Origin of the sequence: Phytobacter sp. MRY16-398 (genome assembly GCF_003925915.1) — a bacterium.
Taxonomy (GTDB): domain Bacteria; phylum Pseudomonadota; class Gammaproteobacteria; order Enterobacterales; family Enterobacteriaceae; genus Phytobacter; species Phytobacter diazotrophicus.
On the sequence record NZ_AP018756.1, the window covers coordinates 2,290,878 to 2,303,535 of the forward strand.

Here is a 12,658-nt window from a genome sequence, read left to right on the forward strand (position 1 = left end):
TTTGTTTATCAAAGTTATTCATCAAAGCCATCGGCCATATCCGGCCAACTGATCTCGCCACTCTGCTTGTTGATACTAATATAGGCCACCGGTGGAGACGTCTCGCTATCCGCACTGCCACGGCACAGCGCCGACTGGTGATCTTCGCGAACGATAATCTGAATCTCTTTTTGCGCGTTCCAGCTTTCATAAAACACACAGTGATAATCGGTGCGCAGGGAAAGCGTGGCGATACGCGTGGCTTTATCGACAGAGAGCGGGTTTATGTCGTCGCGATAGCGATCGCCTTCGTCAATGGGCGCAAGCTGTGATTTTTTAAGCCAGCCGCGAATGATGCGATGATCGGGACCGTACCAGTTCACCTCAAGAAAATCATCCTCGGACTGCTCCTGAGCGGAAACACTATCACCCGGCACCAGGAAGACCGACGAGCTACGGCACTTTTCATTGGGCATCGTGTAAAACCATGCGCGCGCCTGACCTTGAACGCGGTATCGGTTATTGGCCGAGGGGGCTTCGCGCACGCGTGTACGCAAGGTGTCGTCTGCCCACGCCTGGCATTCATGGCTGACCGGCAACGAGGGGGGCTGGGTGGTCAACTCATCGGCCGTCACCCAGCCGGTGACAAATGCGCCGTTGGCATCCCGGTAGCGTACATAGCGAAAAGGATGAGTGGGGGAGACCCCGCCTGATTTCCCGTATAAGACCGAGCTTCGCAGGACTTCAACGGTATCGCCGTTGACTAAAAAAGCGGGAAGCTGGCATTCCGAGCCGGGAGCAGAATAAAAGTGCAACCGGTCTGGGCTGGTCACTTTTGCGACCTCGAAGAGATAATCTGCTTCGCCTGCGGCCCTCCCGCCGATGGTCTCGCAAGTTTCATTAGCAAAACATGATGACGAAACAGCGCAGAGCAGCAAAAAAGCCGCAACCCGTAACAACATACCTTCTCCTCATCCATGACAAATTTCAGTTAATGATTAGTTTGCGGAATTATTCAGTATAAACAACGCGTTTATTTCACTTCTCGCCACTGGCCATTGGGCAGCCCATCAAGGGTATATTCACCCAGCGCATAACGGATGAGGCGGAGAGTGGGAAAACCAACGTGTGCGGTCATTCGTCGGACCTGGCGATTGCGGCCTTCATAAAGCGTGATTTTAAGCCAACTGGTGGGAATGGATTTCCGCTCGCGAATGGGGGGATTGCGCGGCCACAGCCACTCTGGCTCACTAACTCGTTCAATGCCGGCGGGCAGGGTAGGGCCATCATTCAGGGTGACACCGTCGCGCAACGCTGCCAGCGCCTCTTCACCCGGCTCTCCTTCAACCTGAACAAAATAGATTTTCCCGGTACGTTTCCCCGGCTGCGTCAGTTTTGCCTGCAATTCACCGTCGTTGGTTAACACCAGTAAACCTTCACTGTCACGATCCAGACGCCCCGCCGCGTATACATTTTGAACAGGTATATACTCTTTAAGCGTACTGCGTCCGGCCTCATCGGTGAACTGCGGCAAAACATCATAGGGTTTATTAAACAAAATCACCCGCTTTGGCTGGTTTTCGCGTCGCGGCTTAGTAGCTTGTCGTGAGCTGAATCGCTCAAGGTGGTGATTTCTAAAAGAAGTTTTCTTCATGGTATTTTCAGTGGTTATCAATTGCCGCATTATAACTGAAACATGATTGCCTTTCATGGAACCCAACTATCAGGTAGTATTGACAGGCTAATTACAATTCATTAACAAAAATCAGTAACAACCAGAAGCGCTCGAAGGAGAGGTGAATGGAAAGCAAAGTAGTTGTTCCGGCGGAAGGTAAGAAGATCACCCTGCAAAACGGCAAGCTGAACGTTCCGAATAACCCGATTATCCCGTTCATTGAAGGTGACGGTATCGGTGTCGACGTTACCCCTGCGATGCTGAAAGTGGTCGATGCCGCTGTGGAGAAAGCCTATAAAGGCGAGCGTAAAATTTCCTGGATGGAAATTTACACCGGTGAGAAGTCTACCCAAATTTACGGCCAGGACGTCTGGCTGCCCGCTGAAACTCTCGATCTGATTCGTGAATACCGCGTTGCCATCAAAGGCCCGCTGACCACGCCGGTTGGTGGCGGTATCCGCTCTCTGAACGTTGCCCTGCGTCAGGAGCTGGACCTGTATGTGTGTCTGCGCCCGGTACGTTACTACCAGGGCACGCCAAGCCCGGTTAAACACCCGGAACTGACCGACATGGTTATCTTCCGTGAAAACTCCGAAGACATTTACGCCGGTATCGAATGGAAAGCGGACTCTGCTGACGCAGAGAAAGTGATTAAATTCCTGCGTGAAGAGATGGGCGTGAAGAAAATTCGCTTCCCGGAACATTGCGGTATCGGTATCAAACCGTGTTCCGAAGAAGGCACCAAACGTCTGGTACGTGCGGCTATTGAATACGCTATCACCAACGATCGCGATTCTCTGACCCTGGTACACAAAGGCAACATCATGAAGTTCACCGAAGGCGCGTTCAAAGACTGGGGCTACCAGCTGATTCGCGAAGAGTTCGGTGGTGAGCTGATCGACGGCGGCCCGTGGCAGAAGATCAAAAACCCGAACACCGGCAAAGAGATCATCATCAAAGATGTGATCGCTGATGCGTTCCTGCAACAGATCCTGCTGCGTCCGGCTGAATACGACGTTATCGCCTGTATGAACCTGAACGGTGACTATATCTCCGACGCCCTGGCAGCCCAGGTAGGCGGTATCGGTATCGCACCGGGCGCTAACATCGGTGACGAATGTGCGCTGTTCGAAGCTACTCACGGTACTGCGCCGAAGTATGCGGGCCAGGACAAAGTGAACCCGGGCTCCGTTATCCTCTCCGCTGAGATGATGCTGCGTCACATGCAGTGGTTCGAAGCCGCAGACCTGATCGTGAAAGGCATGGAAGGCGCTATCGCGGCCAAAACCGTGACCTACGATTTCGAACGTCTGATGGAAGGCGCTAAGCTGCTGAAATGTTCAGAGTTTGGCGACGCGATCATCGCGAACATGTAATCCAGTTTCTGGGTTAACGAAGAACGGGAGCCTGATGGTTCCCGTTTTTTATTTGATAATGACAGGGTTAGCCGCCCCACGATTCCAGACCTCAATCGATGTAAAACCAGGCAGATCTTTTTCGGGCATTGAGCTATGTATGATAACTACAGAGCAGGGTTCCGGATTTGCATTCATCACCTCTGTCGCAGACGTTGGCAGCCCTTCGTAAACACCACGCATAAACAACAGCGGTGTATACCCTCTTACCCTTGCATCGGAGAAGACTTCTGCACATCCAAAATTTGTGACCTTTGCTGATCCAGCAACCAACTCCCTGTTCTTTTTATCTATTGCCGCCCAGTCTGAGAACGAATTCACTTTTGCGTGATACATCATTACGCCCGTAACAATCGACAGAATAACGAGTGCTACCGAAACAACCTGTTTAAATCCGCTCTGTACGCATACAAACGAAATGCTGGCACCGATAAAAAATGCCAGTTTCCAGCGGTCAAACGTATACGCTGTAGCATGTTGCGCCAGGATGATATTTTCAAACATTGGTAGGGCGCATAATACTAACAGGAAGCGATATTTTTTATCTTTCAGGAAAACGACACCAGGAATGATTAATAGCAGATACAACCCGAACGAGACCCAATAGCCGTTCAGTAATGCTATGAAGCTAGCTTTCGATGCGCTTCTTGTTGCAAATCTATCCATTGATGCTCGCAGAAAATCCTTCAGCGTAATAACCATCTCTATCTGGATTGCAAATATCACAACCGCTATCAGAGATGACATAATGCATAGTAAGGAAATACGCTTCCAGTCAGTCTGTCTTGTTATTAGAGAGTAAAGTGTAAGCAGAGAACAAAAAACGTACCCTGTCCATTCTGTCATTGAGAAGGCAAGTAAGGAAAAGAACAACAACGCATCCACAATATTTTTATTTTTATCCGTTCTGATGATGAACAGAAGCAATATTACCGATATGATAAGCTGACTTAGGGAGTGCGGCCAGTAAACGAGGCCTGATGAAACCAGAGACTCGCAGGAATATATCAACACAGAACAGCCTGCCAGCGCGGCAATGGACCTACTTATTTCGCTATGGACACCGCATGTCGACAAATACAATACAGTGAAAAAAATAAGCGCTGTTAGCGCCGATAATCCTGAGTTAAAAAAATAGAGATTTTTCAGGCTTAACTCTGCATTCAGGGCCCTGAGGGCTATGTAAGGGGCGACAAATCCTAGCGAAGGAAAACTGGTGTAAACATAGTTGCCGTCATTCGTTTTAATTGCAGCAGCCCATGGGATATTTTTATTATTTTCGCCGTTAAAGTTAACTGTGGGTAAAAGCGCCGACTCGCTAATCGGCAGAGATGATAAAGAATTGATAACCAGTAAGGTGTGATATGTTGCTTCGACATTTTCTTCACCACGTCCATTTTTGAAATCATTATATTTTAGGACGAACGCTCCAATCGAAAACAGGAGGACTAAAATAAATCCACTCCAAAAAAATCTGTTGTTAATGCTCTTCTTTTCCATCTGTAGTCCCTGCTGATTTATCCCAGGCATCATACAGTAAAACCGAAAAATAATAACTATCCACCACCACCTGGGTTACCTGAATGATGCGAAAATACGAAACAGAAGCCTGTTAGCCGTTGCGCGAGCAGAAGTCCACTTCTGCAGCCAGAGGCTAACATAGACTGGTGAGCTGTGGCGCAGACTGTAAGTGTGCCTACGTCCGGCGGACCCATTTGATCATGCACAGAAAACAGTCGGGCATCATGAAGCGATCCTGACGCTAATGACTGAGATTGACGCATTGGCAAGACGCGTTACTGACGGACGTAAAAACACTGAGCAGGCAGCAGGAAAGTCATTATTTTATTTAAGGATATACGTAACTTAGCCTAAGCGGAGATGCTAATTTAGTAACTGAAATCACCGTACTATCCATGGAGGTTTACTGTGAGTGTATATGTTTTTTACTACAACGAATCGGGTGCACGAGTCTTTCCCAAAAGTAGCGTAAATGAGGAAGCAAAGGCGCTTCTCAAACGGAAGGGTTACAAAAAACATCATTTTGAGGTCGACGCTGACAGCGCTAAGGATGCTATCGCGATGATGAAGCAAAATGATGATGAATATCTTAAGGAATTAAAAGACTATTCTGACAGCCTGCTTTTTGTTGGCCTGGCTGGGATGGCATCCGTTCTTTAAAAATATGTCAGTGCAACAGCAGAAAGGGGCCTGTGTAAGTTAACGTGGAAGCACAGGCTTTTACCGTTGCAACGATGTCGGCAGGCGTTGTCGCGCTTCACGATGCCGCCGGTCTGGATAGAGGGTCAGACGATAAATATCATTTAAGGCCGCACCATTATCTTTCGGCGCACCCGGATATCTGATAAGCAGGGATCCAATGACGCCATCATTGGCTAAACTACAAATACGAGCAATATGATGGACCCTTGGCAGTTGCTCCTTGCGAGGCTGCACCTGCCCGGACACCTTATTTTTGATTAAAAATAAGCCTCAATGTTGATGCAATTGCGATGATACTACCGACAACCATAACAATCGCAATAAACCTTCTGTGGTGCGAAAAGAGATCCATCATCCCATTGACCAGACAGAGTGACATAAATCCTATACTTATCCAGCGAATATGATTTTTATTCAACGCGTCCACCTTTGTTGGCAGGCTAATATCTCTACCATCTTATCTCAATGCGATGTATACATTTTCAACAAATCATCAACGCCAAAAAGTAATAAGACAGGTCGTTGAGGTCTGGGACAAGACAGGAGCGCAAGCTGATATGCGACATGGTTAATGGGCGCTAAAACCCACCCTAAATGACGCTTTACACCTTTTAACCTCAGGCGCATCTCGTGTATCACGAAAATGCGCTGCCTCACGTAAAAGCCTGCCACTTTCGGCTATTCTTTCTCTATCAAATAGTCCAAAGGAGCATTCAGATGAATCAGCGCGGAGTCGTCCTTCATCATGAACATCGGATTGGTTATGTCATCATTCGCGATGAATTCGGCAATCACACCGTCGTAAAACTGCTAACAGGAAGTGATATTGAAAGAGGTGATGTCATTGTTGGTTTCCTGCATGGTGAAGGCGACCAAACCTTCCATAACGAAACCCAGGATGTCTCGCTGGATGTTCATATCCAGGGGCATGGATTATCCGAAGATGCAACAATCCAGATGATTCAAAAAGCCCACTGAGTTACGCGTTATCGCGTGCTCCAGGTGCCGACTTGTCAGAAAAACATTTGGCTGACGGGATAGCGACGCATTTTGCCATGCAGGGCTGTCGCGTCAGCCATTCTGGATATTTACAAGGAGTGATGTAAATAAGACCCCCGTCGATGGGCCTGGTCACAGCGCAAATGTTGTGATTACTGGCCTCCTGTCAATAAATCCGACCGCGTTTTAAAGAATCCATAAAGCGAACATCTGGCGTTGCGCAAGTACTTCCAGGAAATAATTAATCGACGAGGAGAAGAGTATTTGGCAATACGAAGCTTGCTAATGATTGTTTAAAATATAATTAAATGGTCGGGGGAATAATTTCGACTAAAGAAAAAGGACAGTTTCGACATCAAAACTGTCCGAGAATGCGGTAGAGAATGTTAAATCGTATTTCCTTCACATGCGTACTTTATATCTTTCCTAAGCGAAATTTACCAACGCATTTTTTTCTCGTTGTGGATTGAGAAAATTGATGATCGGGTTATTAATGTCGGGCTTTATTGGTTAAGGCTTAACATGCGCCCTCAGCAGGAGAGGACGCTTAAGCATACATTACGAACCATACTGATGCTGATCGTTGTTAATACGTCCTAACACACGATAGGGCTTACAGTCCGCAAGCCAGACTTTAATATCTTCTGGCGGGATGGGTCTTGAAAAATAATAACCTTGCGCCTCATCACAGCCAAACTCGGTAAGCATTTGCGCCGTCTCATGATCTTCAACCCCTTCGGCCAGCACCACATAGTGGAGTTCTTTAAGCATCATGATGACATTACGGGCGATGATACGACTGCCGGAATCAGTCGTTATCTGGCTGACCAGTGAGCGATCCAATTTAATCACATCAATAGGAATGCGACGCAGGTAACTGATATTACTGTAACCGGTGCCAAAGTCGTCCAGCAGAATCTGGAAACCTAGCAGTTTCAGGCGATCGAGTTCTTCAAGCGCGGCTTCACTCTCCAGAACTTTTTCTGTCTCCAGACACTCAATGCGAATATCAGCCGGATACAAGCCCGCATTGAGAACATTATTTTCCAGCTCATCCGCAAAGCCGGGACGAGAAAAATCACTCACTGTCACGTTAATCGAAACCGGTAGGGTAATACCCTGGCTACGCCAGGATTTCAGTTGCGCGATGACCGTTTTGATGACCCACTGGGTAATTTCCGACATCAGACTGGTTTTTTCTGCCAGCGAAACAATGATTGCCGGAGAAATATTGCCAAGCTGTGGATGTCGCCAGCGCAGCAGCGCTTCCACCCCTTCTGTTTTGCCAGAGCGCAACGATACCTTCGGTTGAAAAACCAGATAAAGCTGACTGGTTGATTTAATCGCCTCACTTAAGTCATACAAGAGTTTGAAGTCTTTATTTCTTTTGTGATCAAGGATGGGATTAAATTGCAGGACCGGAATATTCTGGCGGATTGATTCGTGCAGGGCGCTGATCGCCTGACGCACAATTTCATGGGCATCATCTTCCCGTGGCGAGAACTTGACGTAGCCGGTATGGATAGTGAGCGTAATATCAATGTTTTGAGCCATTTGCGCCCGCGTCCCTGGCAGCGTTTCTGCGCGTTTAACGAGCGTTAAGGCTTGTTCAATCTCAACCAATACCGCAAAACGGGCGGGGGCGAAAGAGTATAAAAGAACATTCTCTTTTAACCGCAGACGCAGACGCAACAGCGGGATAAAGCTGCGCAGCATATTATCCACGGCGCGCAATCCCAGATAGCGGATTAGCTCGTAGGCACGAGGCATATCAATACAGTCAAATATCACCAGACCATAGGTCTTGGGGTCTTTTTCCAGCGTTTTTTGCTCCATTTCACGCAGCAAAAACTGGCGGTTGGGAAGCCCCGTGAGCGTGTCGACGCGACCAATAGAATAGCGCGCTTCAAGATAGACTGCGGAAAGCTCTGCGATGCGGTTAAAACTTTCTATTTGTTGCTGCGTCGGGGTGAAGATACTGGAACTACTGACACAAAGCGTGCCAAGAACCATCCCCTCTTGCGTCATCATCGGCGCAGAAGCATAAAACAGAATATCGCCGTTTTGCACCAGTGGTTGATGAGAAAAACGGGAATCCAGCCTGGCATCAGGGCAGACAACGGTCTGCCCGCTGTCGCGCGAGTACTGGCACATTGTTTTTTCTATCGGGACTTTGAAATGCTCCAGCGGTACATTTTTAACATATTTGATATATTGGTAATCATCATCAAATACGGTAATAAAGCAGCCTTCGACATTCATCACCTCGCAAGCAAGGCAGGCATACTCTGTCAGGGCTGCGTCGCGGGTTTTATCCTCTTTACGCAATAATTCCAGCGCCGCCAGCCGTTTGCTTTCGCTTCTTTTAAGTCCCGTGAACATTGCGAGCTCCTGCTCAGATAAATGAGGCTGTTAGGTTATGCTCTGTCGACAACATCACTGGCCAGGATGACATCTACAATGACTGTTAAGTTTAGCCCACCGTCTACCACCAGCCGAGTTGAGTACCGGCGACGGCAACAACAGCCACAATGAGCATAATGATTGTTGACTTTCTCACGAACTAGCTCCTGAGCTGGCAGCCTTTGCCAGCGATGCAGATAATAATTAAATAGAAGAAAATAAGATAATTCTCAAGCAAAAAAACGCCCTGAAGTGAATTAATTGAGGCGTAAAAACGGCTGTTTGTTTTTTCCGTTTTTATCCTGATACATAGCGCGATCGGCGATGCGCAATGCACTGTCAGCATCAATACTATCGGGATTAATTTCGACCACACCGATACTGGCTCCGGGATAAAATATATTGACGGAACCCAGTCGATATTCTCCAGTGAGACATTTATGCAAATTTTGCTTAAGGGAGGATAATCTTTCGGTCTGTGTTTGATCGCGCGGCCCGCCTGGACAGGCAATTAAAAATTCATCGCCGCCAAGCCGCCCGACCACATCATCTTTATCGCAACCATCCAGAAGACGACGCCCAATCTGAATAAGGAATTGATCGCCTGATTCATGGCCAAGCTCATCATTTATTCTTTTAAAGTTATCGAGATCAATAAACGCAATAATAATCTGAATATCAAGGTTCCTGGCAAGAGAAAATAGCATTGTCAGATTATCGAAGATTGCCCGACGATTAGGCAGGCCGGTCAGCGGATCGGTATAAGAGTGGGCGATGAGTGCCGCGTTAGCTTCTCGCAGTTGTTCCACCAGGTGGTCTTTTTCGATGGAACGCGCTATCAGCCCGGCGAAAAGACGTAAAACGTGTTCACCGCGAACGCTCAACTTACGCGTGTCCTTACTGGCGGCGCATAGCGTGCCATAAAGCGAACCATCCGCCAGATGCACAGGCATGCTTAAGTAAGTGGTGATCCCAATTTTTTGCGCCGCTTCGCAATCTGCCCACTGCGTTGCCACGTCATCGCTAAAAAAACAGCCCTCATCCAGCGCGCGCTTGCACAGGCTGTCACCCCACGGCAGAGAAAAACCCTCAGGAAGATCAAGTTGTTTGCTGTTTCGCGCATACTGGATATGTTGAAAACCACCGTCGTCGTCAATCTTGGTAAGGTACGTCGATTCCATTTCAGTGACCATCTCCAGCATTTCAAGGAGCTGTCGTACCAGGCTTTCAAGGGATTGATCTTTATGGAGTGTTTCGGAAACTCGGGCCAAAATGAAATCGGACATTACGCTCATTAACTCCTGTGCACTGCGCGCTGTATGCACTTGATGCTGAAAATATAAACTCGCCATATTAAAGCATGGCTTAAATAAGTTTTATATATCGGCAGCGTCAAACGGGCGGTTCAGGAGATTGCGTAAAAAAAAGCCCCGTTGATGAGACGGGGCAAAAACTCATTGATTACGGAATGATGTTCTCTGGTCATGGGTGAGAACGAGGCAAATATATCTGCAAAAAGTGGCGTAAGGATGGAGAAATCATGGAGATGTCAGGCGTAACGCATTAAGCTAAATTTCTGGCTTATTATTTCAATATGGATAATTCGATGCGTAATATTTTCTTCCTTTTCATTTGTGCATTAACGGCATGCTCCACGCCACCGGGTACGACTCGTCAACCCGTAGCAGGAAAAGCCAATCCGGCGGCGGTGCATTGTCTGCAGATGGGCGGGCAACGTGTGCCTGTGCAAAGCCCCCAGGGGGTGCGTACAGAATGCAAATTGCCAGGCGGTGAAGTGATAGATGAATGGGAACTGTGGCGACGCGATCACCCTCAATCTCGCTCGTGACACACTACCTGCATCAGGGTAAACTTGGTTAAGAATAATCTTATTTTCCATGATGCATGTGTACGCGAGAGAATTATGTTTCAGTTACGACCGGGTAGCCTGGCGATGGTCATTGGCGCGCAAACGCCTGCCGGGCGCTGTAATATTGGTAAATCTGTAGAGTTATTTGGCCTTTGCCAGCCAGGCGAGATGTTTCTGAACCCGGTCAATGGTGTGATGACGCGCATGCCGCAAAGCGCGAATCGTGCGTTGTGGCTGGTGACGGGTGATGTGCGGTCTTTCGATGGGCAACAAGGTTTCGCCTTTGTTCGTGCCGAACACCTGATGCCTCTCGACCCGGACAGCCTGCCTGAACATCATCGCGAGCAGGTGATTTCCTGATTTATAGCGACTCCAGCCATTCTGCCAGCACCAGCGCATGATTTTGCCTGGTGTCTTTGGCGGCATAGAGCAGGGTGAGAACACCGCTTTGACGCTTCGAATTAAGCGTTTGTCCGGCCTCTCGCTTATCCGCAAGTTCCGCCAGGTATGCTTCCCGAAACGCGGCGAAATCCAGTACATCGGCGTGAAAGGCTTTACGTAAGTCGCCCGATGGGGCCAAATCCTTACACCATTCGTCGTAGTTCAGATCGGTTTTTTTAACGCCGCGCGGCCACAGGCGATCGACCAGAACCCGATAGCCATCCTGTCCGGATGCCGGGTCATAGACACGTTTACATTGAATCATCTGTCTGTTCCCTCTCTTCGATAAAGGCGACGAGTTCCGCGATCTGCTGGTGGGAAAACACGCGAATGCCGTTTGCCTCCAGCAGCGCGGCAGCGACACCCATTCCTGGACGTTGAACGCCGCTAAAAGTGCCGTCGTAAATCTGCTGGCTACCACAAGTGGGGCTGCCGTCGGTCAGTAGTGCTGCGCAACAGCCTTCTGACTGTGCGGTTTTGAGGGCCAGCCAGGCGGCGAGCTGATAGTGCGCGGTGACATCCTGGCCACTATCTTCAACAATCTGTGCTGCGCCGCCCATCACATCCTTGCCGTTGCCATCGCGTATTTCTGCGGGTGAACGTGGAACCGGGAGCCCTGCCGCCAGCTCCGGGCAATGGATAACCAGACGCTGTTCCTGCTGTAAGTAGGCCAGCGTTTGCTGTAGTGACCCTTTTTTAGTGCCGTTATAGCGAACGTTGAACCCCATCAGGCAGGCGCTGACCAGAATTTTACTGCGCATTTTTTCTCCAGCTTCGACGCATCTGTTGCCTTAAGCAGCGTTTTTATCGGAATACGGCAAAATATGCCCTGCCATTTTTAATGTGTTGTGATGTAGACGAAAGATCGCTAATGTGAGGTTCCTTATGTTATTCGTTAATTGCTCTGACATAGGGACCCCTTCATGACCCATATTCCCGTTAAAGATACCCTGCGAATTGCCCTCGTTGGTGATTACAATCACGACGTTGTCGCACACCAGGCCATTCCGCTGGCGATCGACGATGCCGCCGCCGTCCTTGAGATTACCGCAGATTACGACTGGCTGGCGACCTCCGAGATTAAAAGTCGCGATGACCTCGTTGGCTATGATGCAATCTGGGTCGTTCCGGCAAGTCCGTATAAAAATCCCGAAGGGGCCTTTATTGCTATTCAGTATGCGCGGGAAAACGCGATACCGTTTCTTGGCACCTGCGGCGGTTTCCAGCATGCCATTATTGAATATGCCCGCAACGTAATGGGTGTGGGTGATGCCGCCCATCAGGAAACCGACAGCGCTGGCCGGATGGTGATTGTTCCGCTGAGCTGCTCGCTGGTCGAGCAGGAGGCGGAAGTTGAATTGCGCCCGAATACGCTGATTGCCCGTGCTTATGGGCGGGAGAAAATCAGTGAAGGCTACCACTGTAACTACGGTATCTCGCCTGATTTTGCTGCCGAGCTGGAGAAAAGCGATATGCGGGTCACTGCCTGGGATGAAGATGGCGAAATTCGTGCGGTTGAGCTGAGCAACCATCCATTTTTTGTCGCCACCCTTTTCCAGCATGAGCGTAATGCCCTTGCCGGACGCCCGGTTCCGCTGGTGCAGGCGATGCTGAAAGCTGCGAAAGATTGAGTCAATGAAAACAGGCCGCACA

14 protein-coding genes are annotated in these 12,658 nt (G+C 48.8%); 6 read left to right on the forward strand and 8 right to left on the reverse strand.

Going from position 1 to position 12,658, the window contains the following annotated elements; all coding sequences use genetic code 11:
* Nucleotides 1–14 precede the first annotated feature (14 nt).
* Both MRY16398_RS11175 and rluE read right to left on the reverse strand, forming a co-directional pair.
* Complete coding sequence (locus MRY16398_RS11175; RefSeq protein WP_125124366.1) at nucleotides 15–941, reverse strand: SH3 domain-containing protein; 927 nt, start codon at nucleotides 939–941, stop codon at nucleotides 15–17.
* Between the two features lie 71 nt (nucleotides 942–1,012).
* A complete protein-coding gene (gene rluE, locus MRY16398_RS11180) occupies nucleotides 1,013–1,663 on the reverse strand; it encodes a 23S rRNA pseudouridine(2457) synthase RluE (RefSeq protein WP_071195420.1) in 651 nt (216 codons plus the stop codon).
* A gap of 116 nt (nucleotides 1,664–1,779) precedes the next feature.
* Between rluE and icd the strand changes: the two genes are divergently transcribed.
* Nucleotides 1,780–3,030, forward strand: a complete 1,251-nt coding sequence (gene icd / locus MRY16398_RS11185) for an NADP-dependent isocitrate dehydrogenase (protein ID WP_041851685.1) — start codon at nucleotides 1,780–1,782, stop codon at nucleotides 3,028–3,030.
* Nucleotides 3,031–3,078: 48 nt separating this feature from the next.
* Here the strand turns inward: icd and MRY16398_RS11190 are convergent, their stop codons facing one another.
* On the reverse strand, nucleotides 3,079–4,569 hold the full coding sequence (locus MRY16398_RS11190; RefSeq protein ID WP_125124367.1) for a hypothetical protein: 1,491 nt from the start codon (nucleotides 4,567–4,569) through the stop codon (nucleotides 3,079–3,081).
* Between the two features lie 429 nt (nucleotides 4,570–4,998).
* Between MRY16398_RS11190 and MRY16398_RS11195 the strand changes: the two genes are divergently transcribed.
* Nucleotides 4,999–5,250, forward strand: a complete 252-nt coding sequence (locus MRY16398_RS11195) for a hypothetical protein (RefSeq protein ID WP_041851683.1) — start codon at nucleotides 4,999–5,001, stop codon at nucleotides 5,248–5,250.
* A 759-nt stretch (nucleotides 5,251–6,009) separates the two neighbouring features.
* Nucleotides 6,010–6,270 (forward strand): hypothetical protein, encoded by a 261-nt coding sequence (locus tag MRY16398_RS11200; protein WP_041851682.1) that lies wholly within the window; start codon nucleotides 6,010–6,012, stop codon nucleotides 6,268–6,270.
* 579 nt (nucleotides 6,271–6,849) lie between these two features.
* Here MRY16398_RS11200 and MRY16398_RS11205 read toward each other — a convergent pair.
* The 3 genes from MRY16398_RS11205 to MRY16398_RS11215 form a co-directional block, all read right to left on the reverse strand.
* Entirely contained in the window at nucleotides 6,850–8,673 is a 1,824-nt protein-coding gene (locus tag MRY16398_RS11205) for a sensor domain-containing phosphodiesterase (protein WP_125124368.1), read from the reverse strand.
* A gap of 103 nt (nucleotides 8,674–8,776) precedes the next feature.
* A complete protein-coding gene (yoaJ, locus tag MRY16398_RS31265; protein WP_107222887.1) occupies nucleotides 8,777–8,851 on the reverse strand; it encodes a protein YoaJ in 75 nt (24 codons plus the stop codon).
* A 100-nt stretch (nucleotides 8,852–8,951) separates the two neighbouring features.
* A complete protein-coding gene (locus MRY16398_RS11215; protein ID WP_041851680.1) occupies nucleotides 8,952–9,980 on the reverse strand; it encodes a sensor domain-containing diguanylate cyclase in 1,029 nt (342 codons plus the stop codon).
* A 320-nt stretch (nucleotides 9,981–10,300) separates the two neighbouring features.
* Here MRY16398_RS11215 and MRY16398_RS11220 point away from each other — a divergent pair, with 320 nt between their 5' ends.
* Together MRY16398_RS11220 and MRY16398_RS11225 are read left to right on the forward strand one after the other, a co-directional pair.
* Nucleotides 10,301–10,543, forward strand: a complete 243-nt coding sequence (locus MRY16398_RS11220; RefSeq protein WP_072039779.1) for a putative hemolysin — start codon at nucleotides 10,301–10,303, stop codon at nucleotides 10,541–10,543.
* A 75-nt stretch (nucleotides 10,544–10,618) separates the two neighbouring features.
* Entirely contained in the window at nucleotides 10,619–10,924 is a 306-nt protein-coding gene (locus tag MRY16398_RS11225; RefSeq protein WP_041851679.1) for a hypothetical protein, read from the forward strand.
* A 1-nt stretch (nucleotide 10,925) separates the two neighbouring features.
* Here MRY16398_RS11225 and MRY16398_RS11230 read toward each other — a convergent pair whose 3' ends face one another.
* Nucleotides 10,926–11,270 carry a DUF488 domain-containing protein gene (locus MRY16398_RS11230; RefSeq protein WP_125124369.1) on the reverse strand — a complete coding sequence of 115 codons (345 nt, stop codon included), beginning with the start codon at nucleotides 11,268–11,270 and terminating at the stop codon, nucleotides 10,926–10,928.
* The gene (locus tag MRY16398_RS11235; RefSeq protein ID WP_041851677.1) at nucleotides 11,257–11,766 is read right to left on the reverse strand and encodes a 2-thiouracil desulfurase family protein; all 510 of its coding nucleotides are present in this window, start codon (nucleotides 11,764–11,766) and stop codon (nucleotides 11,257–11,259) included. Before MRY16398_RS11235 ends, MRY16398_RS11230 begins: the two co-directional genes overlap by 14 nt.
* A 162-nt stretch (nucleotides 11,767–11,928) precedes the next feature.
* Here MRY16398_RS11235 and MRY16398_RS11240 point away from each other — a divergent pair, with 162 nt between their 5' ends.
* Complete coding sequence (locus MRY16398_RS11240) at nucleotides 11,929–12,636, forward strand: CTP synthase C-terminal region-related (seleno)protein (RefSeq protein ID WP_041851676.1); 708 nt, start codon at nucleotides 11,929–11,931, stop codon at nucleotides 12,634–12,636.
* The last annotated feature ends 22 nt before the right edge of the window (nucleotides 12,637–12,658 follow it).

Excerpts from the sequence above, each read along its gene's own strand:
- MRY16398_RS11200 (WP_041851682.1), top strand. The coding sequence starts at position 6,010 with ATGAATCAGCGCGGAGTCGTCCTTCATCATGAACATCGGATTGGTTAT.
- MRY16398_RS11175 (WP_125124366.1), bottom strand. The coding sequence starts at position 941 with ATGTTGTTACGGGTTGCGGCTTTTTTGCTGCTCTGCGCTGTTTCGTCA.
- MRY16398_RS11190 (WP_125124367.1), bottom strand. The coding sequence starts at position 4,569 with ATGGAAAAGAAGAGCATTAACAACAGATTTTTTTGGAGTGGATTTATT.
- rluE (WP_071195420.1), bottom strand. The coding sequence starts at position 1,663 with ATGCGGCAATTGATAACCACTGAAAATACCATGAAGAAAACTTCTTTT.
- MRY16398_RS11205 (WP_125124368.1), bottom strand. The coding sequence starts at position 8,673 with ATGTTCACGGGACTTAAAAGAAGCGAAAGCAAACGGCTGGCGGCGCTG.
- MRY16398_RS11220 (WP_072039779.1), top strand. The coding sequence starts at position 10,301 with ATGCGTAATATTTTCTTCCTTTTCATTTGTGCATTAACGGCATGCTCC.
- MRY16398_RS11235 (WP_041851677.1), bottom strand. The coding sequence starts at position 11,766 with ATGCGCAGTAAAATTCTGGTCAGCGCCTGCCTGATGGGGTTCAACGTT.
- MRY16398_RS11215 (WP_041851680.1), bottom strand. The coding sequence starts at position 9,980 with ATGTCCGATTTCATTTTGGCCCGAGTTTCCGAAACACTCCATAAAGAT.
- MRY16398_RS11230 (WP_125124369.1), bottom strand. The coding sequence starts at position 11,270 with ATGATTCAATGTAAACGTGTCTATGACCCGGCATCCGGACAGGATGGC.
- icd (WP_041851685.1), top strand. The coding sequence starts at position 1,780 with ATGGAAAGCAAAGTAGTTGTTCCGGCGGAAGGTAAGAAGATCACCCTG.
- MRY16398_RS11225 (WP_041851679.1), top strand. The coding sequence starts at position 10,619 with ATGTTTCAGTTACGACCGGGTAGCCTGGCGATGGTCATTGGCGCGCAA.
- MRY16398_RS11240 (WP_041851676.1), top strand. The coding sequence starts at position 11,929 with ATGACCCATATTCCCGTTAAAGATACCCTGCGAATTGCCCTCGTTGGT.